This is a genomic window from Stenotrophomonas sp. Steno-Z10-HUANG (assembly GCF_056393075.1).
This window is the reverse complement of sequence record NZ_JBWJPA010000002.1, coordinates 385,254-405,024: the sequence shown is the minus strand read 5'-3', so window position 1 is coordinate 405,024 and position 19,771 is coordinate 385,254. Positions and strand designations below refer to the sequence as shown.

The following is a 19,771-nucleotide window of genomic DNA, read 5'->3' as shown; positions in this document are numbered from 1 at the left end:
CAGGCAGGCGCCGCGCGCGCCGGTCATGCGCGGCGTCGCGCTGGCCTGCCTCGCGCTGGCGCTGGCGGCGTGCACGCCGGCGCCGCCCGCGGCCACGCCGGCACCGGAAGCGAGGGATGCAGCGGCGCAGCTGGCCGCCGTGGGCGACCTGCGGATCGGCGCCGCGTTCGGCAAGGCGCCGGGCGACGCGGCCTTCGTAGCGGCCGGCATGCGCGAGGCGATGGAGGGCGACTGCGAGTACTACGACCGCGGCTCGCTGCCCGAAGGCATGTCGATGATGGTGATCGCCGACCACATCGTGCGTTTCGACGTGGATGGCGAAGGCGACCCGGGAGTGCGCGTGGACACGCGGCCGGCGGATGCGCCCGTCGTGCCGTTCGGGCTGTGGGTGGGCATGGACGTGGCCGAGGCGAAGAAGCGCCTGCCGGCAGGCGTCGTGGTCAGCCCGCACGCCTACGTATCGCCCAACGGCGACTACCTGACCTGGACCGACGCGCAGGCCAACCTGGCGCTGCGCCTGGAAACCCTCGACGGCGTGGTGACCTCGATCTACTGGGGCCGGCCGGATGCGGTGGAACTGATTGAAGGATGTGCCTGAGATGACCGTGAACCGTATCGATGCGTGCTTTGCCCGCCTGCGCGCCTCCGGGCGCAAGGCGCTGATCCCGTTCATCACCGCCGGTGATCCCTCGCTGGAAGCCACCGTGCCGGTGATGCACGCGCTGGTCGCCGCCGGCGCCGACGTGATCGAGCTGGGCGTGCCGTTTTCCGACCCGATGGCCGACGGCCCGACGATCCAGCGCAGTTCCGAGCGCGCGCTGGCGCGCGGTGCCGGCCGCCGTTACGTGCTCGACAGCGTGGCCCGGTTCCGCATGCAGGACGCGCTCACTCCGGTGGTGCTGATGGGCTATCTCAACCCGGTGGAAATCCGCGGTGCCGCCCGGTTCGCCAGCGAGGCGGTGGAAGCCGGCGTCGACGGCGTGCTGCTGGTCGACCTGCCGCCGGAAGAAGCCGCCGAGATCCGCGCCGCGTTCAGCGCCGCCGGGCTGGCGCTGATCCTGCTGGCCTCGCCGACCAGCAGCCAGGCGCGGCTCGATGGCCTGTGCGACGCCGCGCAGGGCTACCTGTACTACGTCAGTTTCGCCGGCGTCACCGGCGCTTCGGAGCGGCTGGACAGTGCCGCCGCCGGCGAACGCCTGCGGCTGCTGCGCAGCCGCTCGAAGGTGCCGGTGGTGGCGGGGTTCGGGATCAAGGACGCGGCCAGTGCGGTGGCGATGGCGGTCGATGCCGATGGCGTGGTGGTGGGCAGCGCGCTGGTCGCGGCGATGGCCACGGCCGACGCCGTGGAAGCGGCGGTGCACGCCGCCGGCGCTTTCCTGGCGCCGCTGCGGCAGGCGCTGGACGCCTGAGCGACGCACCCGCCACGCGCGGGTGACGGGCATGGATAATGCGGACCGGCCCGGGTCCGCAGGATGGCGCTTGAACGGTTCAATGATGCAGGCCGGTGGCCGCAACCCCGGCATCGACGCCTTGCGTGGTGTCTCGATCGTGATGGTGGTGCTGCACCACCTGGCGCTGCGCATCCCGCTGCGCGATACCGCACTGGGCGACGTGCTGCCGCGGCGGCTGCTCGACGCGCTGGGCTACAACGGCTACGAGGCGGTCTTCGTGTTCTTCGTCGTGTCCGGCTTCCTGATTGCGTCGCATTCGTTGCGGCGCTGGGGCGCGCTGTCGTCCATCGACCTGCACGCCTTCTACGTGCGCCGTGCCGCGCGCGTCCTGCCGTGCCTGTTGCTGCTGCTGGCGGTGTTGAGCGTGCTGCACCTGGCCGGCGTGCCGTCCTACGTGATCGACGGCGAAGGCCAGTCGCTGGGCGGCGCGCTGTTCTCGGCCCTGGGCCTGCACCTGAACTGGTACGAGGGCCGCACCGGCTGGTTGCCCGGTGGCTGGGACGTGCTGTGGTCGCTGTCGATCGAGGAAGTGTTCTACCTGGGGTTCCCGCTGCTGTGCCTGCTGCTGCGCCGGCGCACGCCGCTGCTTGTGCTGCTGGCGCTGGCGGCGCTGTCGCTGCCGTTCACCCGCGCCGCCCTGGCGGGCAACGCGATATGGCAGGAGAAGGCCTATCTGCCGGGAATGGCGGCCATCGCCACCGGCGTGCTGGCCGCGTTGCTCATCGAGCGCTGGCCGCCACCGCCGCGGACCGCGCGGCTGCTGCGCGTGGCGGGCGTGCTGGGCCTGTTGGCGGTGCCGCTGTATGGGCGCGAGCTGTGGGCGTCGCTCGGCAACGGCTACATGCTGGTGCTGACCGGGTCGGCGGCGATGCTCATTGCCGGCCTGCACGGCGGCGGTGCGGGCGCGCCGATGCGCGGACTGGGCTGGCTGCGTGCCTGCGGCCGGCTCAGCTACGAAATCTACCTGACCCACATGTTCGTGGTGTTCGGTCTGGTGGCGCTGTACCGCCACGGTGGCAGCGATATCCGTTCCGGGTTCTGGTGGTACCTGCCGTTGCTGGGCCTGTGCTGGGCGCTCGGGGCGCTGCTGGCGCGGTTTTATTCGGACCCGTGCGACCGCGCCGTGCGGCGGCGCTGGCTGGGGGCGCACGACGCACCGGGCAGTGGCCTGCCGGGCGCGGTGCCAGCGCCCTAGGGCGGCGCCCGCCCCTAAGGCCGCGCGGACCTGTCCGCGGCGGACGCTGGCGCGTCCCGCGGCTGGCCGGCGGGACGACCCGTGGGGGAGGCCGATCGGACAGGGCGGGGTGCCATCGCGTTTCCGGGCGATGCTGCCGACCCGGGCTCTGTACGCTACCGTCGGTTTGCCGCCGCGCGCTAGACTGTCGGCCCTGTCGCGGCCCCCGGGCCGCCTAGAACGGAACCTTCATCCCGCATGAGCTGGCTCAGCAAATTGATGCCTTCGGGCATCCGCACCGACAACACGCCCAACCGGAAACGCAGCGTCCCCGAGGGGCTTTGGGAAAAGTGCAGCAGTTGCGGTGCCGCCCTGTACCGTCCGGAGCTGGAGGAGAACCTGGAGGTCTGCCCCAAGTGCGGCCACCACATGGCGATCCGCGCCCGGGCCCGCCTGGCGTCGCTGTTCGATGCCGACAGCACCACCGAGATCGCCGCGCGCCTCGGGCCGACCGACCTGCTCAAGTTCAAGGACCAGAAGAAGTACGCCGAACGCATCAAGGCCTCGCAGAAGAACACCGGCGAGTACGACGCGCTGGTGGCGATGCGCGGCACCGTGAAGGGACACCCGCTGGTCGCGGCCTCGTTCGATTTCGCCTTCATGGGCGGCTCGATGGGCTCGGTGGTCGGCGAGCGCTTCGCACTGGCGGCCGAGACCGCCTTGGAAATCGGTGCGCCGTTCGTGTGCTTCTCCGCCAGCGGCGGCGCGCGCATGCAGGAAGGCCTGTTCTCGCTGATGCAGATGGCCAAGACCTCGGCCGCGCTGGGCAAGCTGCGCGAAGCCGGCCTGCCGTACATCTCGGTGTTGACCCATCCCACCACCGGTGGCGTGTCCGCCTCGTTCGCGATGCTGGGCGACATCAACATCGCCGAGCCGCAGGCGCTGATCGGCTTCGCCGGCCCGCGGGTGATCGAGCAGACCGTGCGCGAGAAGCTGCCCGAAGGCTTCCAGCGTTCCGAGTTCCTGCTCGAGCACGGCGCCATCGACCAGATCTGCGACCGCCGCGAGATGCGCCAGCGCCTGGCCGACCTGCTGGCGATGCTGATGCGCCGCGAGCGCCCGGCCGACGACGTGGCCGCCGCCTGATGGTGGCGCGCAGGTATTTCGGCACCGACGGCATCCGCGGCCGGGTCGGTGAAGGCGCGATTTCCGCCGATTTCGTGCTGCGCCTGGGCAATGCCTACGGCCAGGCGCTGGTGCGCGCCACCCAGGCGCGCGTCGCCGGCCGCAAGCCGCTGGTGGTGATCGGCAAGGACACGCGTATCTCCAACTACATGTTCGAGGCCGCGCTGGAGGCCGGGCTGGTGGCGGCCGGGGTGCACGTGCAGCTGATGGGGCCGATGCCGACCCCGGCGGTGGCGCACCTGACCCGCTCGCTGCGCGCCGACGGTGGCATCGTCATCTCCGCCTCGCACAACCCGCACCACGACAACGGCATCAAGTTCTTCTCCGCGCAGGGTGAGAAGCTCGACGACGCCACCGAGCTGTCGATCGAGGCCGCGCTCGAACAGCCGTTCGCGACCGTGGCCTCGGAGCAGCTTGGCAAGGCGGTGCGCACGCGCGATGCGATCGGCCGCTATGTCGAGGCCTGCAAGAATTCGGTGCCGCGCGACTTCGACCTGCAGGGCATGCGCATCGTGGTGGACTGCGCCAATGGCGCGACCTACCAGGTGGCGCCGCTGGTGCTGCGCGAACTGGGTGCCAGCGTCGAGGCGATGGGCGTCGAGCCCAACGGCGTGAACATCAACGACGGGGTCGGCTCGATGTACCCGCAGGCGCTGGCCGCCCGGGTGCGCGCCAGCGGAGCCCACCTGGGCATCGCCTTCGACGGCGACGGCGACCGCCTGCTGTTCGTGGACAGCGATGGCGTGGTGCACGATGGCGACGACCTGCTGTACCTGCTGGCGCTGGACTGGAAGGCCAGTGGCCGCCTGCACGGGCCGGTGGTGGGCACGCTGATGACCAACTACGGGTTCGAGCAGGCGCTGGCGCAGGCCGGCATCGGTTTCCTGCGCGCCGACGTCGGCGACCGCTACGTGCACAAGGCGCTGCTGGAACACCATGGCGTGCTCGGCGGCGAAGCGTCGGGCCACCTGCTGTGCCTGGACCGGGCCACCACCGGCGACGGCATCATCAGCGCGCTGCAGGTGCTGGAGGTGCTCCGGCGCCGCGGCATCACCCTGCAGGACGCGCTGGCCAGGCTCAGCCGGGTGCCGCAGCAGACCATCAATGTCCGGGTCGGGCAGGGCATGTCCGCCAAGGAGATCGTCCGCTCACCCGCGGTGGCCGCGGCACTGGCCGGCGCGCAGGTCGCGATCGTCGGGCGCGGACGCGCGTTCCTGCGTCCGTCCGGCACCGAGCCGGTGGTGCGGGTGACGGTGGAGGCCGACGACGCCGGGTTGATGCAGGCCACCCTTGAGCGCCTGGCCGACGCGGTCAAGGCCGCCGCGGCATGACCAAACGCCCCGGATCCCGGGGCGTTTTGCTTTGTCTTCCCGCCATCCCTGAAGGCAGCCTGGCGTGCCGGCGGCATGCGCTGCCCCGCGGCGGTGCCGGGCGCCCGGCGCCGGTCACGGCCCGGCGACCATGCCCCGGCGCTGCGCCTTGAAGCGGTTGAACAGCGGCGCGATCAATGGGTGGTAGCTGCTGGCGATGCGCTTGCGCAGCCACTTCGCCGGCCGGTTGCGGATGGCGAAACGGTAGATGTGCTCCGGGTCCCCGCCCACCAGGTTGCGGCCGAACGGATGGGTGGTATGCAGGTAGCGGAAGCCGAGTTCGCGCGCGATCCGCACGTAGTCCTCGTCGAAATCGCCATAGGGCCAGCACAGGGTGTCGGAGGCCTCGCCCAGTTCCCTGCGCAGTTCATCGCGTGCGCGCACCAGGTCCTCGCGGATGCCCGCGCACTTCGCCTCGCGGCTGATTTCCATGCGCAGCCAGCGGGTATGCGTATGGGTATGGCAGTGCATCTCGAAGGTGCCGGCGGCGATGGCCGCGCGTGCTTCGCTCCAGCGCATCATCACCTCGTCGGCGCGGTCCAGGCGGAAGATCGCGTCCTCGCAGCCGCGGTGGTCCGGCGTGGACGGCAGCGCCATGCCGGCTTGGCCCGCGTGCGGGCGTACCTCGCCCTGGCCCATCCAGCCGGTGACCAGGAACACGACCGCGTGCATGCCGTACTTCTGCAGGACAGGGTGGGCGTAGACCCAGTTGTCCAGGTAGCCGTCGTCGAAGGTGATGAGGATGGATTTGCGCGGCACCGGCGCGCCGGCCAGGAAGCCGGCGTACTGCTGCATGGTCAGCGAGGTCCAGCCGTCGGCGGCCAGCCAGGCGATCTGGCTTTCAAAGTTTTCCGGTGAGACGGTGATCATGCCCGGCGACGGGCTGACGTGGTGGTGCATCAGCACCGGTACCGACTTGGCGTGGGCCATGTCCCAATTCCTCGAGCCACTGGTGGTAAAGGTGTTCGGTGGCTTCGCAATGCCCCGCCGCCGTGAAGCGGTGTTCGCCGCGGATCCAGTCCAGGCCGGCGCGGCCCATCGCCTGGCGGAGTTCGCCGCAGGCTGCCAGCGTGCGCAGCGCGGCGGTCAACGCGGCCGGGTCCCCGGGCGCGACGAGAATAGCATTGGCCTGTTCGACCACCATTTCCGGAATGCCGCCCACGCGCGTGGCGACGATCGGCACGCCGGCCTGGGCGGCCTCCAGGAACACGGTCCCGGCGGCCTCCTTGTGGCTGGGCAGGGCGAACACGTCGAAGCCGGCCATCAGTCGCGCCGCGTCGGCGCGGTAGCCGGGCAGGTGCACCTGGCTTTCGATGCCGTACTGCGCGCGCATGGCCTTCAGCCGCGCCATGACCGGCTCGCCGTCGCCGACGATCAGCAGGTGCAGTTTCGGGTCCGCCCGGCACAGCGGCGCGATCGCGTCGAGCAGGTCGAGGTGGCCCTTGGGCTCGCGCAGCACCGCCACGCACCCGACCACCACGTCGTCCTCGCCGAAACCCAGTCCGGCGCGGATCTCGGCGCGCAGTTGCCGCAGCTCGGCCCAGGAGCGCGCCGGCGGTTCATCGCCGCTGGGCAGCGGCGATTGCGCCATCGGCGGCACTACGCCGATCCGCCCCGGGGCGATGCCGCGCTCCTGCAGCAGGCGCTTGACGAACTGGCTGACGGTGATGACCCGCTGCGGCAGCCAGGTGTAGGTCAGCAGCGAGTGCACCGGGCTCATCAGGTGGCGCGAGCGCACCACCAGCGGAGCGCCCGCCAGGCGTGCCCCGGCGGCGGCGATCAGCGCATCGCGGCGGCTGGTGACGTTGACCACGTCATAGCGGTGCGTGCGCACCAGGTGGCGTACCGCGGGGATGCCCCGCAGCAGCCGCGGCAGCCCGCCCATCTCCAGCGTGTGCACGACGAAGCCGTGGTCGCGCGCGGCCTCGGCCAGGCGCGCGCCGGGCTGGCACAGCAGGGACATGTCGTGTCCACGCGCGCGCATGGCCAGCAGGTGGCGCAGCAGGTAGATCTCCTGGCCACCCATGCCGCGCGCGGCTTCGGTATGCAGGATCTTCAGCGGGCGGTCCGTCAGCGGGGCGGGTTCCATGCAGGCCACGGGGTGGGGGAGGGACCGGGGCGGGGTGCCGGTCCGGCGCCCGCCGCGGGCGCTCGAATTGTATCCTTTTGTATCAATGTGTCAGCGACCGGCCACAAGGGCGATCTGTCACAATATTCAGACGGGCGACAGGGTGCTGCCGGCCCGGATATCCATGACAAGCCAGGAACCGCTGTGAGCAAGATCCCAACCCTCGACATCACCCGCTTCGACAGCGACCGCGAGGCCTTCGTGGCCGAGCTGGGCGCGGCCTATCGCCAGTGGGGGTTCGCGGGCATCCGCAACCACGGCATCCCGCAGGCCGACATCGACGCGGCCTACGATGCCTTCAAGGCGTTCTTCGCCCTGCCCGAAGAGGTCAAGCGCAAGTACCACGTGGCCGGCGGCGGCGGCGCCCGCGGCTACACCCCGTTCGGCGTGGAGACCGCCAAGGGCTCCAAGCACTTCGACCTGAAGGAGTTCTGGCACATCGGCCGGGAAATCCCCGACGACTCGCCGTACCGCGAGGTGATGCCGCCGAACCTGTGGCCCAGTGAGGTGCCCGGGTTCCGCGAGCGCGGCTATGGCCTGTACCAGGCGCTGGACAACCTGGGGTCGCGCGTGCTGTCGGCGCTGGCCCTGCACATCGGGCTGCCGCAGGATTTCTTCGCCGACAAGACCAACAACGGCAACTCGATCCTGCGTCCGATCCACTACCCGCCGATCACCACCGACGACATCCCGAACGTGCGTGCCGGCGCCCACGGCGACATCAACTTCATCACCCTGCTGGTCGGCGCCAGCGCCGCGGGGCTGGAAGTGCAGTCGCACGATGGCGAGTGGGTGCCGTTCACGTCCGATGCGGACACCATCGTGGTCAACATCGGCGACATGCTGCAGCGCCTGACCAACCATGTGTACCCGTCGACCATCCACCGCGTGGTCAACCCCCCGGGCGAGCTGGCCCGCCAGCCGCGTTACTCGGTGCCGTTCTTCCTGCACCCGAACCCGGATTTCCTGATCGACGTGCTGCCCTCGTGCATCACCGCGGACAACCCGAGCCGGTACCCGGAGGCGATCACCGCCCATGGCTTCCTCGAGGAACGCCTGCGCGAGATCAAGCTGAAGTAAGCAACGAAGGCCGCCGCGAGGCGGCCTTCGCCGTCATGCCGCCTGCGCGCGGCGGGCGGTGTGCGGCTCCGCGGCGGTCGGCGCGGCGGGTGTCTTGTGTTGTCCGCCGGTTGTCCTGCGGCTGTCCGGAGTGGGCTATCCTTCGCCCACTTTTCACCTTGGAGTCGCTCCTGAATGCGCCGCACCATCGTTGCCGGTAACTGGAAGCTGCATGGCAGCCGTCAATTCGCCACCGAACTGGTGGGGCAGGTGGCTGCCGGCCTGCCGCTGCAGGGGGTCGAGCTGGTGATCCTGCCGCCGCTGCCCTACCTGGGGGATCTGGTCGAGGACTTCGAGGGCACCGCGCTGGCCTTCGGCTCGCAGGACGTCAGCAGCAACGAGAAGGGCGCCTACACCGGCGAGGTCTCGGCCGCGATGCTGGTGGACGTGGGGGCCAGGTACGGCCTGGTCGGCCACTCCGAGCGTCGCCAGTACCATCATGAAAGCAGCGAGCTGGTCGCGCGCAAGTTCGTGGCCGCGGTGCATGCCGGCCTGGTGCCGGTCTTGTGCGTCGGTGAGACGCTGGAGCAGCGCGAAGCCGGGCAGACCGAGCAGGTCATCGCCGCGCAGCTGGCGCCGGTGCTGGAGCTGGCCGGGGTCGATGCCTTCGCCGGGGCGGTGGTGGCGTATGAGCCGGTCTGGGCCATCGGCACCGGCCGTACCGCCAGTCCGGAGCAGGCGCAGGCCGTGCACGCCTTCATCCGTGGCGAAGTCGCCGGGCGCGATGCTAGAATCGCTGATTCGCTGCCGATCCTGTATGGCGGCAGCGTGAAGCCCGACAATGCTGCAGAGCTGTTCTCACAGCCTGACGTCGATGGCGGGCTGGTAGGCGGCGCTTCGCTGGTGGCGGCAGATTTCCTGGCCATCGCGAGGGCGGCAGCCGGTCGCTAACGGTGGAACTGTCCGGGACGGATTTCAAATGCTGATGTTGATCCTCAATGTGGTCTATGTGCTGGTGGCGGTCGCGATGATCGCGCTGATCCTGATGCAGCGCGGCTCCGGCGCGGCGGCGGGCTCGGGCTTTGGCGCCGGTGCTTCGGGTACGGTGTTCGGCGCCCGTGGCGCGTCCAATTTCCTGTCCAAGTCCACCAAGTGGCTGGCCGTGGTGTTCTTCGGCATCAGTCTGTTCATGGCCTGGTACGCCAGCCATGGCGCGCGCCCGGCCGAGCAGGGGCTGGGCGTCATGTCCCAGGCCCAGGCGCCGGCTCCGGCCGCCCCGGCGGGCGAGCTGCAGTCCGTTCCGCAGGCCGCGGCCGCGGGCGAAGTGCCGCAGGCGGCGCCTGCGGCAAATAATCCGGCGCAGAGCGAAGAAAAGCCCGCCGAGGGCTCGCATAAAGACTGAAGACGGTTACAATACGCGCCGCACTGCAGAGCCGGTGCGCTGACGTAAGTAAGCCCAGGTGGCGGAATTGGTAGACGCACTACCTTGAGGTGGTAGCGACGCAAGTCGTAGGGGTTCGAGTCCCCTCTTGGGCACCATGAGTTTGTTATGCGGGTATGCGGGATGCGGCAGCTCCCGCCGAGGCAAGTCCCGTCAATCCCCATGCGCGGGCGCCTGCAGGTGCCCGGGCAGAGGCAAGAGAGAATCGCTGTGCTGGCCGAATATTTGCCGTCCCTGCTGTTTCTGATCGTCGCCACCGGCATCGGCGTCGCCCTGATGCTGATCGGTCGTTTCCTTGGCCCCCGCAGCCCCGACGAGCAGAAACTGTCGCCGTACGAGTGCGGCTTCGAGGCGTTCGAGAACGCGCGCATGAAGTTCGACGTGCGCTACTACCTCATCGCCATCCAGTTCATCGTCTTTGACCTGGAAATCATCTTCATCGTGCCCTGGACCCAGGTGTTCATGGAGCTGGGCGCCCGCTCGCTCGTCACCATGGGCCTGTTCGTGGGCATGCTGTTCCTCGGCTTTATCTACGTGTGGAAGAAGGGAGCGCTGGAATGGGAGTGATTCAGACTCTCGATGGCCTGATGAACAACCCCATCCCGGAAGGGCGGGTTGACGACATCCTCCGGCCCGAAGGCGACAATCCGCTGCTCGAGAAGGGTTACGTCACCACCAGCGTCGACGCCCTGCTGAACTGGGCGCGCACCGGCTCGATGTGGCCGATGACCTTCGGCCTGGCCTGCTGCGCGGTCGAGATGATGCACGCCGGCGCCTCGCGCCTGGACCTGGACCGTTATGGCGTGGTGTTCCGCCCGTCGCCGCGCCAGTCCGACGTGATGATCGTCGCCGGCACCCTGGTCAACAAGATGGCCCCGGCGCTGCGCAAGGTCTATGACCAGATGCCCGACCCGAAGTGGGTCATCTCGATGGGCAGCTGCGCCAACGGCGGTGGCTACTACCACTACTCGTACGCGGTGGTGCGTGGCTGCGACCGCGTGGTGCCGGTGGACGTGTACGTCCCGGGCTGCCCGCCGACCGCCGAGGCGCTGGTGTACGGCATCCTGCAGCTGCAGAAGAAGATCTGGCGCACCCAGACCATCGCCCGCTGATTCCCTTTCAAGTCAAGAGCACGCCAGCCCCCATGGCCCAGCAAGCACCTTCACTCATCGACCGACTTCGCGCGCGTTTCGCCGGTGCGCAGGTCTCCGTGGTCGAACCGCGCGGCGAAGTGACGCTGGAGGTTCCGTCGGCCGACTGGCATGCCGTGGCCGTCGCCCTGCGCGACGAGTTCGGCTTCGAGCACGCCACCGACCTGTGCGGCGTCGACTATCTCGGCTACGGCAGCGACGAGTGGGATACGTCCGACGTTTCCTCGCACGGCTTCAGCCGTGGTGTCGAAGGCAAGAGTGCCGGCCGCTTCGCCTGGGGTGAGTTCCCCAGCCACGAAACCGCCAATGGCGCGCAGCCCGACGCGCTGCCGAAGCAGCGCTTCGCCGTGGTCGTGCAGCTGCGTTCCTACCAGCACAACCAGCTGCTGCGCATGCGCTGCTTCGCCCCGGACGAGGCGCTGCCGGTGGTCGCGTCGCTGACCAGCGTATGGCCGGGCCTGAACTGGTTCGAGCGCGAGGCGTTCGACCTGTACGGGGTGATCTTCGAAGGCCACCCGGACCTGCGCCGCATCCTGACCGACTACGGTTTCGTCGGCCATCCGTTCCGCAAGGATTTCCCGCTGATCGGCAACGTCGAAGTGCGTTACGACGAAGAAAAGAAGCGCGTGGTCTACGAGCCGGTGACTTCGGTCGAGCCGCGCGTGGGCGTGCCGCGCGTGATCCGCGACGACGCCCGCTTCCAGACCGCCGAAGGCGAGCGCGCGCAGACGGAGGCAAGCAAGTGAGCGAGTTCCACCAGGCCACCGGGGCCTTTGCCAGCAATCCCGCCGAAGCCCGGCAGGAGATCCGCAACTACACCATGAACTTCGGCCCGCAGCATCCGGCCGCGCATGGCGTGCTGCGCCTGATCCTGGAGATGGACGGCGAGACCATCATGCGCGCCGACCCGCACGTGGGCCTGCTGCATCGCGCCACCGAGAAGCTGGCCGAGTCCAAGCCATTCAACCAGTCGATCGGCTACATGGATCGCCTGGACTACTGCTCGATGATGTGCAACGAGCACGCCTACGTGCGTGCGATCGAGACCCTGGCGGGTATCGAGGTGCCGGAACGCGCGCAGTACATCCGCACGATGTTCGACGAGATCACCCGCATCCTCAACCACCTGATGTGGCTGGGTTCGAACGGGCTCGACCTCGGTGCGATGGCGGTGATGCTGTATGCGTTCCGCGAGCGCGAAGAGCTGATGGACTGCTACGAGGCGGTGTCCGGCGCGCGCATGCACGCGGCCTACTACCGTCCGGGCGGCGTCTACCGCGACCTGCCGGACACGATGCCGAAGTACAAGGAATCGCGCTGGCACAAGGGCAATGCGCTCAAGCGCCTGAACGCGGCCCGCGAAGGCTCGCTGCTGGACTTCCTGGAGAACTTCACCAACGAGTTCCCCAAGCGCGTCGACGAGTACGAGACCCTGCTCACCGACAACCGCATCTGGAAGCAGCGCACCGTCGGCATCGGCGTGGTCAGCCCGGAGCACGCGCTGGCGTGGGGCATGACCGGCGCCATGCTGCGCGGCTCGGGCATCGCCTGGGACCTGCGCAAGAAGCAGCCGTACGCCAAGTACGACGCGGTCGATTTCGACATCCCGCTGGGCACCAACGGCGACTGCTACGACCGTTACCTGGTCCGCGTCGCCGAGATGCGCCAGTCCAACCGGATCATCCAGCAGTGCGTGCGCTGGCTGAAGGCCAACCCCGGCCCGGTCATGGTCCGCAATTTCAAGGTCGCCCCTCCGTCGCGTGCGGAGATGAAGGACGACATGGAAGCGCTGATCCACCACTTCAAGCTGTTCAGCGAAGGCTACTGCGTGCCGGCCGGCGAGACCTACGCCGCGGTCGAGGCGCCCAAGGGCGAGTTCGGCTGCTACCTGGTCTCCGACGGCGCCAACAAGCCGTTCCGCGTGCACCTGCGTGCGCCGGGCTTCGCCCACCTGTCCTCGATCGACTCGATCGTGCGCGGCCACATGCTGGCCGACGTGGTGGCGATGATCGGCACCTACGACCTCGTGTTCGGCGAGGTCGACCGGTAATGCCGGGCAAGCGCACAACGCCCGGTGCCAGCGCGGCCATGCTGCTGCAGGCACCGGTTTCCCAGGATCTGCTATTGGTTGAGGTCGGCCGATGAAGGCGACAGGTAATTTCGAGGCGGCGCGCGACGTCGACCCGATGGTGGTGTTGAGCGACAAGACCCGTGCTCACATCGATCACTGGCTGACGAAGTTCCCGCCGGAGCGCAAGCGCTCGGCGGTGCTGCAGGGCCTGCACGCCGCGCAGGAGCAGAACCAGGGCTGGCTGAGCGACGAACTGATCGCCGCGGTGGCCAAGTACCTGGACCTGCCGTTCGTGTGGGCCTACGAGGTCGCCACCTTCTATTCGATGTTCGAAACCCAGAAGGTCGGCCGCAACAACGTCGCCATCTGCACCAACATCAGCTGCTGGCTCAATGGCGCCGAGGACATCGTGCGCCATTGCGAGAAGAAGCTGGGCATCAAGCACGGCGAATCGACCCCGGACGGCCGCGTCTACCTCAAGCGCGAGGAAGAGTGCCTGGCCGGCTGCGCGGGCGCGCCGATGATGGTCATCAACGGTCACTACCACGAGCGCCTGACGCTGGACCAGGTCGACGCGCTGCTGGACGGGCTGGAGTAAGGCATGGCACACCACGAATCCAGGGGCCCGGTCGGTCCGGCGCCGCTTCCGCACAACGTGGTCTACACCACGCTGCACTACGACACCCCGTGGTCGTACGAAAACTACCTCAAGACCGGTGGTTACGCCGCGCTGCGCAAGATCCTCGAAGAGAAGATCGCGCCGGCCGACGTGATCGAGATGGTCAAGCAGTCCGGCCTGCGCGGCCGTGGCGGCGCGGGCTTCCCGACCGGCCTGAAGTGGTCGTTCATGCCCAAGGACGCGCCGCAGAAGTACATCCTGTGCAACTCGGACGAGTCCGAGCCGGGCACCTGCAAGGACCGCGACATCCTGCGCTACAACCCGCACTCGGTGGTGGAGGGCATGGCCATCGCCTGTTACGCCACCGGCTCGACCGTGGGCTACAACTACCTGCGCGGCGAGTTCCACCACGAGCCGTTCGAGCACTTCGAGCAGGCCCTGGCCGATGCCTACAAGCATGGCTGGCTGGGCAAGAACGTGCTGGGCAGCGGCGTGGACATCGACATCTACGCGGCGCTGGGCGCCGGCGCCTACATCTGCGGCGAAGAGACCGCGCTGATGGAGTCGCTGGAAGGCAAGAAGGGCCAGCCGCGCTACAAGCCGCCGTTCCCGGCCAACTTCGGCCTGTACGGCAAGCCGTCGACGATCAACAACACCGAGACCTACGGCTCGGTGCCGGCGATCATCCGCAACGGCCCGGAGTGGTTCAAGGGCCTGAGCAAGACCGCCAACGGCGGCCCCAAGTGCTTCTCGGTGTCCGGCTGCGTGCAGAAGGGCGGCAACTTCGAGGTGCCGCTGGGCACCACCTTCGACGAACTGCTGGAAATGGCCGGTGGCCTGCGCCCGGGCCGCAAGCTGAAGGGCGCGATTCCGGGCGGCGTGTCGATGCCGGTGCTGACCGCCGAGCAGCTCAAGGGCCTGCCGATGGACTACGACACCATCCGCGCGCTGGGCTCGGGCCTGGGCTCCGGTGCCATCGTGGTGCTGGACGACAGCGTGTGCTGCGTCAAGTTCGCCTGCCGCATCAGCCAGTTCTTCCACAAGGAATCCTGCGGCCAGTGCACCCCGTGCCGCGAGGGCACCGGCTGGATGCACCGCGTGCTGGAGCGCATCGTCGCCGGCAAGGCCACGATGGAAGACCTGCACCAGCTGCGCACCGTCGCCGGGCAGATCGAAGGCCACACCATCTGCGCCTTCGGCGAAGCGGCGGCATGGCCGATCCAGGGGTTCCTGCGCCAGTTCTGGGACGAATTCGAGTACTACATCGTCAACGGTCATTCGATGGTTGACGGCAAGAAGGTGGAGGCTGCTGCCGCATGAGCGCGCAACCTGTAAATCCGAGCGAGGCGCCGGTGGTGCCGGAAGGGCACGTCACCATCGAGATCGATGGGCAGACGCTGTTCGCGCCCAAGGGGTCGATGATCATCCAGGCCGCCGACAAGGCCGGCATCCCGATCCCGCGCTTCTGCTACCACGAGAAGCTGCCGATCGCGGCCAACTGCCGCATGTGCCTGGTCGACGTCGAGAAGTCGCCCAAGCCGTCGCCGGCATGTGCCACGCCGGTCATGGATGGCATGAAGATTCAGACCCGCAACGAGAAGGCGCTCAAGTACCAGCGTTCGGTCATGGAGTTCCTGCTGATCAACCACCCGCTGGACTGCCCGATCTGCGACCAGGGCGGCGAGTGCGAGCTGCAGGACGTGTCGCTGGGCTATGGCCGCTCGGTCAGCCGCTTCAACGAGCGCAAGCGCGTGGTGGCCGACGAGGACATGGGCCCGCTGGTCGCCACCGAGATGACCCGCTGCATCCAGTGCACCCGCTGCGTGCGCTTCACCGCGGAAATCGCCGGCACCTACGAGCTGGGCGGCATGTACCGTGGCGAGAACCTGCAGATCGGCACCTATGACGGCAAGCCGCTGACCACCGAGCTGTCCGGCAACGTGATCGACGTGTGCCCGGTGGGCGCGCTGACCAACAAGGTGTTCCAGTTCCGCGCCCGCCCGTGGGAACTGACCGCGCGCGAATCGCTCGGCTACCACGACGCGATGGGCTCGAACCTGTTCCTGCACGTGCGTCGCGGCGAAGTGCTGCGCGCGGTGCCGCGTGACAACGAACTGGTCAACGAGTGCTGGCTGTCCGACCGCGACCGTTATTCGCACCAGGGCCTGTACGCCGCCGACCGCGCGCTCAAGCCGCTGCAGAAGGTCAACGGCGAGTGGAAGGAAGTGAGCTGGGCCGAAGGTCTGGCCGCCGCCCGCGAGATCCTGGACGGCAACCGTGGCGACGACCTCGGCGTGCTGGTGCACCCGTCGACCTCCAACGAGGAGGGCGCGCTGCTGGCCCGCCTGGCCGCCGGCCTGGGCTGCACCAACATCGACCACCGCATCGACAACCGCGACTTCTCCGACGCCGCGTCCGCCGAAGTGTTCGGCGCCACGCTGGCCGAGATCGAAGGCGCCGACCGCATCGTGCTGCTGGGCAGCAACATCCGCCACGAGCTGCCGCTGCTGCACGCACGCCTGCGCAAGGCGCAGACCAAGCATGGCGCGCAGGTGTTCGCGATCAACCCGGTCGACTTCGACTTCGCGTTCACCCTGGCCGGCAAGCAGATCGTCGCCCCGTCGAAGTTCGCCGACGCGCTGGCCAGTGCCGAGCTGCGCGCGGCGGTGCAGGGCGGTGGCAACACCGTGCTGATCGTCGGTGGCATCGCCGAGAACCATCCGCAGGCCGCCGCGATCCGTGCCGCCGCGCGCGAATTCGCCGCCGCCACCGGCGCCCGGCTGTGCCGCATCCCGCAGGGCGCCAATGCCGTCGGCCTGTCCCGCGCCGGCGTGTTGCCGGCCGGCAAGGACGTCGCCACGATGCTGGCGCAGCCGCGCAAGGCGTACGTGCTGTACGGCATCGAGCCGGGCCTGGACTTCGCCGACAGCGCCGCCGCGCGCAAGGCGCTGGCCGCTGCCGGGGTGGTGGCGTTCAGCCAGTTCGCCTGCGCTTCGACCCGCGACGTGGCCGACGTGATCCTGCCGATCGGCGCGCTGCCGGAAATCGACGCGACCCTGACCAACCTCGATGGCCGCGAGCAGCAGGCCCGTGCCGGCGGCAAGCTGCCGGGCGAGGCCCGCGAGGGCTGGCGCGTGCTGCGCGCCCTGGGCGGCGATCTGCAGCTGGCCGGTTTCGGCTTCACCGACCTGGCAGGCCTGCGTGCCGGCCTGCAGCCGGTGCAGGTGAAGGTGGCCGCGTCCGCGCAGCCGCAGGTGGCGGGCGAGGGCCTGGAAGTGGCGTCGACCGCCGCGATCTACCGCACCGACGCGGTGGTCCGCCGCGCCGCGGCGCTGCAGGAGCACCCGCTGAACAACGCGCCGCGCATCGTGCTCAACAGCGATGACGCCGCGCGCCTGCAGCTGGTGGAAGGGCAGATGGCCAAGGTCGGCACCGATGCCGGCAAGGCGACCCTGCCGGTCGTGGTCGACGCGCGCGTCGCCGCCGGTGCGGTCTGGATTGAATCGGGCCACGGCGCCACCGCGCCGCTGGGCGCCGCTCGGGTAACGGTGGTGGCTGCATGAACGAGTTGCTGTTGAACGCGGTCGATCCGCTGCACCAGTGGTTGCTGGCGCTGGGCGACATCGGCATCGTGCTGTGGACGGTGCTGAAGATCCTGGTGATCGCCATGCCGATCATCGTGTCGGTGGCGTTCTACGTGTTGTGGGAGCGCAAACTGATCGGCTGGATGCACGTCCGCCACGGGCCGATGTACGTCGGCCTCGGTGGCCTGCTGCAGGCCTTCGCCGACGTCACCAAGCTGCTGTTCAAGGAAATCGTGCGCCCGGCCAACGCGCACAAGGCGATGTACGTGCTGGCGCCGCTGATCGTGCTGGCGCCATCGTTCGCCGCCTGGTCGGTGGTGCCGTTCGACTACAAGCTGGTGCTGTCCAACGCCAACGTCGGCCTGCTGTACCTGCTGGCGATGACCTCGCTGGGCATCTACGGCGTGATCCTGGCCGGCTGGGCGTCCAACTCCAAGTACGCCTTCCTCGGCGCGATGCGTTCGGCCGCGCAGATGGTCAGCTACGAGATCGCCATGGGCTTCGCGCTGGTCGGGGTGATGATCGCCGCCGGCAGCCTGAACCTGACCGAGATCGTGCTGGCGCAGAAGGGCAGCTCGGGCCTGTTCGACTGGTTCCTGCTGCCGCTGCTGCCGCTGTTCGTCGTGTACTGGGTGTCCGGCGTGGCCGAGACCAACCGCGCCCCGTTCGACGTGGTGGAAGGCGAGTCGGAAATCGTCGCCGGCCACATGGTCGAATATTCCGGCGGTGCGTTCGCGCTGTTCTTCCTGGCCGAGTACGCCAACATGATCCTGATCAGCTTCCTGATCTCGATCTTCTTCCTGGGCGGCTGGCTGAGCCCGATCCAGGGCTGGGTCACGGCGGACGTGTCGCCGTGGGTCGACTGGATCTGGAACGGTGGCTGGCCGTGGCTGCTGGCCAAGGTGTTCTTCTTCGCCAGTTCCTACATCTGGTTCCGCGCCACGTTCCCGCGCTTCCGCTACGACCAGATCATGCGTCTGGGCTGGAAGGTGTTCATCCCGTTGACCATCGCGTGGATCGCGGTGACCGCACTGCTCGTGTTCTACGGCGTGATCCAGAGAGGCGTTTGATTCATGAAAAAGATCACCCACTATTTCAAGAGCCTGCTGCTGCTGGAGCTCGTCTCCGGCATGTGGCTGACGCTGAAGTACGCGTTCAAGCCCAAGTACACCGTGCTGTATCCGATGGAGAAGTTCCCGCAGTCGCCGCGTTTCCGCGGCCTGCACGCGCTGCGCCGTTACCCGAACGGCGAGGAACGCTGCATCGCCTGCAAGCTGTGCGAAGCGGTGTGCCCGGCGCTGGCCATCACCATCGACTCGGCCAAGCGCGAGGACGGTACCCGCCGCACCACGCGTTACGAGATCGACCTGTTCAAGTGCATCTTCTGCGGTTTCTGCGAGGAGAGCTGCCCGGTGGATTCGATCGTGGAAACCCACATCCTCGAGTACCACTTCGAGAACCGTGGCGAGAACATCGTCACCAAGCCGCAGCTGCTGGCCATCGGTGATCGGCTGGAAGCCGAGATCGCCGAACGCCGCGCCGCCGACGCCGCCTTCCGCTGAGGACCGAAAGATGGATTGGGTAAATATCGCCTTCTGGTTCTTCTCGGTCGTGGCGGGGCTGTCGGCCCTGTCGGTGATCAGCGTGCGCAACCCGGTGTATGCCGTGCTGTGCCTGATCCTGACCTTCTTCTCCGTCGCCTGCGTCTGGCTGCTGGTCGGCGCCGAGTTCCTCGGCGTTACCCTGGTGCTGGTGTACGTCGGCGCGGTGATGGTGCTGTTCCTGTTCGTGGTGATGATGCTGGACGTCGAAACCGACAGCCTGCGCGAGGGCTGGGTACGCTACCTGCCGGTCGGGCTGGTGGTGGCGGTGGTGATGCTGCTGCAGATGCTGACCCTGATCGGCATCAAGGCCCGTGCGGCCGCCCCGTTCCCGGCGGACAACGCCGCCGCCGCGGCCGCCGACAGCTCCAACATCACCTGGCTGGCGCGCAGCCTGTTCACCGAGTACCTGCTGCCGTTCGAGTTCGCCGCGGTGATCCTGACCGTGGCGGTGATCGCCGCGGTGATGCTGACCCTGCGCCGCCGCACCGGCGTGAAGACGCAGAATCCCTCGGAGCAGACCCGTGTCCGCGCCAGCGACCGCCTGCGCATCGTGAAGATGGCGGCCGAGAAGCCGGTGCCGCTGACCGATACCCTGCACAACGAAGGCGGCGAGGAGGCCAAGCCATGATTTCCCTGGGCCACATGCTCGCGCTTGGCGCGGTGATGTTCTGCATCTCCGTCGCCGGCATCTTCCTCAACCGCAAGAACATCATCGTGCTGCTGATGTCGATCGAGTTGATGCTGCTGTCGGTGAACATCAACTTCGTCGCCTTCTCGCGGCAGCTCGGCGACACCGCCGGCCAGCTGTTCGTGTTCTTCATCCTGACCGTGGCCGCGGCGGAAGCCGCCATCGGCCTCGCGATCCTGGTGACCCTGTTCCGTACCCGCCACACCATCAACGTTGGCGAAGTCGATTCGTTGAAGGGCTGACCCA

At 68.5% G+C, this 19,771-nt stretch carries 21 protein-coding genes and 1 tRNA gene; 20 read left to right on the top strand and 2 right to left on the bottom strand.

The window, feature by feature from the left end:
* The first annotated feature begins 25 nt into the window (after positions 1-25).
* The 5 genes from AC06E6_RS04860 (at position 26) to glmM (ending at position 5,141) form a co-directional block, all read left to right on the top strand.
* A complete protein-coding gene (locus AC06E6_RS04860) occupies positions 26-598 on the top strand; it encodes a hypothetical protein (RefSeq protein ID WP_240211448.1) in 573 nt (190 codons plus the stop codon).
* A gap of 7 nt (positions 599-605) precedes the next feature.
* Positions 606-1,409 carry a tryptophan synthase subunit alpha gene (gene trpA / locus AC06E6_RS04855; protein ID WP_240211703.1) on the top strand — a complete coding sequence of 268 codons (804 nt, stop codon included), beginning with the start codon at positions 606-608 and terminating at the stop codon, positions 1,407-1,409.
* A 70-nt stretch (positions 1,410-1,479) separates the two neighbouring features.
* Positions 1,480-2,646, top strand: coding sequence for an acyltransferase family protein (locus AC06E6_RS04850; protein WP_240211447.1), 1,167 nt, complete (start codon positions 1,480-1,482; stop codon positions 2,644-2,646).
* A 237-nt stretch (positions 2,647-2,883) separates the two neighbouring features.
* Positions 2,884-3,771: an acetyl-CoA carboxylase, carboxyltransferase subunit beta gene (gene accD / locus AC06E6_RS04845; protein WP_161613148.1), complete on the top strand. Its 888-nt coding sequence runs from the start codon at positions 2,884-2,886 to the stop codon at positions 3,769-3,771.
* Entirely contained in the window at positions 3,771-5,141 is a 1,371-nt protein-coding gene (gene glmM, locus AC06E6_RS04840) for a phosphoglucosamine mutase (RefSeq protein ID WP_240211446.1), read from the top strand. Before accD ends, glmM begins: the two co-directional genes overlap by 1 nt.
* A gap of 114 nt (positions 5,142-5,255) precedes the next feature.
* On the opposite strand, the gene AC06E6_RS04835 is transcribed toward glmM, so the two are convergent.
* A complete protein-coding gene (locus AC06E6_RS04835; RefSeq protein ID WP_240211445.1) occupies positions 5,256-6,110 on the bottom strand; it encodes a polysaccharide deacetylase family protein in 855 nt (284 codons plus the stop codon).
* On the bottom strand, positions 6,022-7,269 hold the full coding sequence (locus AC06E6_RS04830) for a glycosyltransferase family 4 protein (protein WP_240211444.1): 1,248 nt from the start codon (positions 7,267-7,269) through the stop codon (positions 6,022-6,024). Before AC06E6_RS04830 ends, AC06E6_RS04835 begins: the two co-directional genes overlap by 89 nt.
* Positions 7,270-7,452: 183 nt before the next feature.
* On the opposite strand from AC06E6_RS04830, the gene AC06E6_RS04825 reads away from it, so the two are divergent.
* The 15 genes from AC06E6_RS04825 to nuoK all read left to right on the top strand — a co-directional run bounded on the left by AC06E6_RS04825 (position 7,453) and on the right by nuoK (position 19,767).
* Positions 7,453-8,388, top strand: coding sequence for an isopenicillin N synthase family dioxygenase (locus tag AC06E6_RS04825; RefSeq protein WP_161613145.1), 936 nt, complete (start codon positions 7,453-7,455; stop codon positions 8,386-8,388).
* 174 nt (positions 8,389-8,562) lie between these two features.
* A complete protein-coding gene (gene tpiA, locus AC06E6_RS04820; RefSeq protein WP_056930795.1) occupies positions 8,563-9,318 on the top strand; it encodes a triose-phosphate isomerase in 756 nt (251 codons plus the stop codon).
* A gap of 28 nt (positions 9,319-9,346) precedes the next feature.
* A complete protein-coding gene (gene secG / locus AC06E6_RS04815; protein ID WP_104938564.1) occupies positions 9,347-9,769 on the top strand; it encodes a preprotein translocase subunit SecG in 423 nt (140 codons plus the stop codon).
* 52 nt (positions 9,770-9,821) lie between these two features.
* A tRNA-Leu gene (locus tag AC06E6_RS04810) sits at positions 9,822-9,906 on the top strand.
* Between the two features lie 112 nt (positions 9,907-10,018).
* The gene (locus AC06E6_RS04805; protein WP_054664847.1) at positions 10,019-10,375 is read left to right on the top strand and encodes an NADH-quinone oxidoreductase subunit A; all 357 of its coding nucleotides are present in this window, start codon (positions 10,019-10,021) and stop codon (positions 10,373-10,375) included.
* Positions 10,366-10,920 carry a NuoB/complex I 20 kDa subunit family protein gene (locus tag AC06E6_RS04800; RefSeq protein WP_054664850.1) on the top strand — a complete coding sequence of 185 codons (555 nt, stop codon included), beginning with the start codon at positions 10,366-10,368 and terminating at the stop codon, positions 10,918-10,920. The genes AC06E6_RS04805 and AC06E6_RS04800 overlap by 10 nt, the downstream gene beginning before the upstream one ends.
* A gap of 32 nt (positions 10,921-10,952) precedes the next feature.
* Entirely contained in the window at positions 10,953-11,705 is a 753-nt protein-coding gene (locus AC06E6_RS04795; RefSeq protein WP_161613144.1) for an NADH-quinone oxidoreductase subunit C, read from the top strand.
* Entirely contained in the window at positions 11,702-13,009 is a 1,308-nt protein-coding gene (locus AC06E6_RS04790; protein ID WP_104938566.1) for an NADH-quinone oxidoreductase subunit D, read from the top strand. Before AC06E6_RS04795 ends, AC06E6_RS04790 begins: the two co-directional genes overlap by 4 nt.
* 91 nt (positions 13,010-13,100) lie before the next feature.
* Positions 13,101-13,628, top strand: a complete 528-nt coding sequence (gene nuoE, locus AC06E6_RS04785; protein ID WP_104938567.1) for an NADH-quinone oxidoreductase subunit NuoE — start codon at positions 13,101-13,103, stop codon at positions 13,626-13,628.
* 3 nt (positions 13,629-13,631) lie between these two features.
* Positions 13,632-14,969 (top strand): NADH-quinone oxidoreductase subunit NuoF, encoded by a 1,338-nt coding sequence (nuoF, locus tag AC06E6_RS04780; RefSeq protein ID WP_104938568.1) that lies wholly within the window; start codon positions 13,632-13,634, stop codon positions 14,967-14,969.
* Positions 14,966-17,212 carry an NADH-quinone oxidoreductase subunit NuoG gene (gene nuoG / locus AC06E6_RS04775; RefSeq protein ID WP_409476600.1) on the top strand — a complete coding sequence of 749 codons (2,247 nt, stop codon included), beginning with the start codon at positions 14,966-14,968 and terminating at the stop codon, positions 17,210-17,212. Before nuoF ends, nuoG begins: the two co-directional genes overlap by 4 nt.
* Positions 17,209-18,303 (top strand): NADH-quinone oxidoreductase subunit NuoH, encoded by a 1,095-nt coding sequence (gene nuoH / locus AC06E6_RS04770; protein WP_161613140.1) that lies wholly within the window; start codon positions 17,209-17,211, stop codon positions 18,301-18,303. Before nuoG ends, nuoH begins: the two co-directional genes overlap by 4 nt.
* A 3-nt stretch (positions 18,304-18,306) precedes the next feature.
* The gene (nuoI, locus tag AC06E6_RS04765; RefSeq protein WP_054664867.1) at positions 18,307-18,795 is read left to right on the top strand and encodes an NADH-quinone oxidoreductase subunit NuoI; all 489 of its coding nucleotides are present in this window, start codon (positions 18,307-18,309) and stop codon (positions 18,793-18,795) included.
* 10 nt (positions 18,796-18,805) lie between these two features.
* Positions 18,806-19,465, top strand: a complete 660-nt coding sequence (locus AC06E6_RS04760) for an NADH-quinone oxidoreductase subunit J (RefSeq protein ID WP_104938571.1) — start codon at positions 18,806-18,808, stop codon at positions 19,463-19,465.
* On the top strand, positions 19,462-19,767 hold the full coding sequence (nuoK, locus tag AC06E6_RS04755; protein WP_054664875.1) for an NADH-quinone oxidoreductase subunit NuoK: 306 nt from the start codon (positions 19,462-19,464) through the stop codon (positions 19,765-19,767). Before AC06E6_RS04760 ends, nuoK begins: the two co-directional genes overlap by 4 nt.
* Positions 19,768-19,771 lie beyond the last annotated feature (4 nt).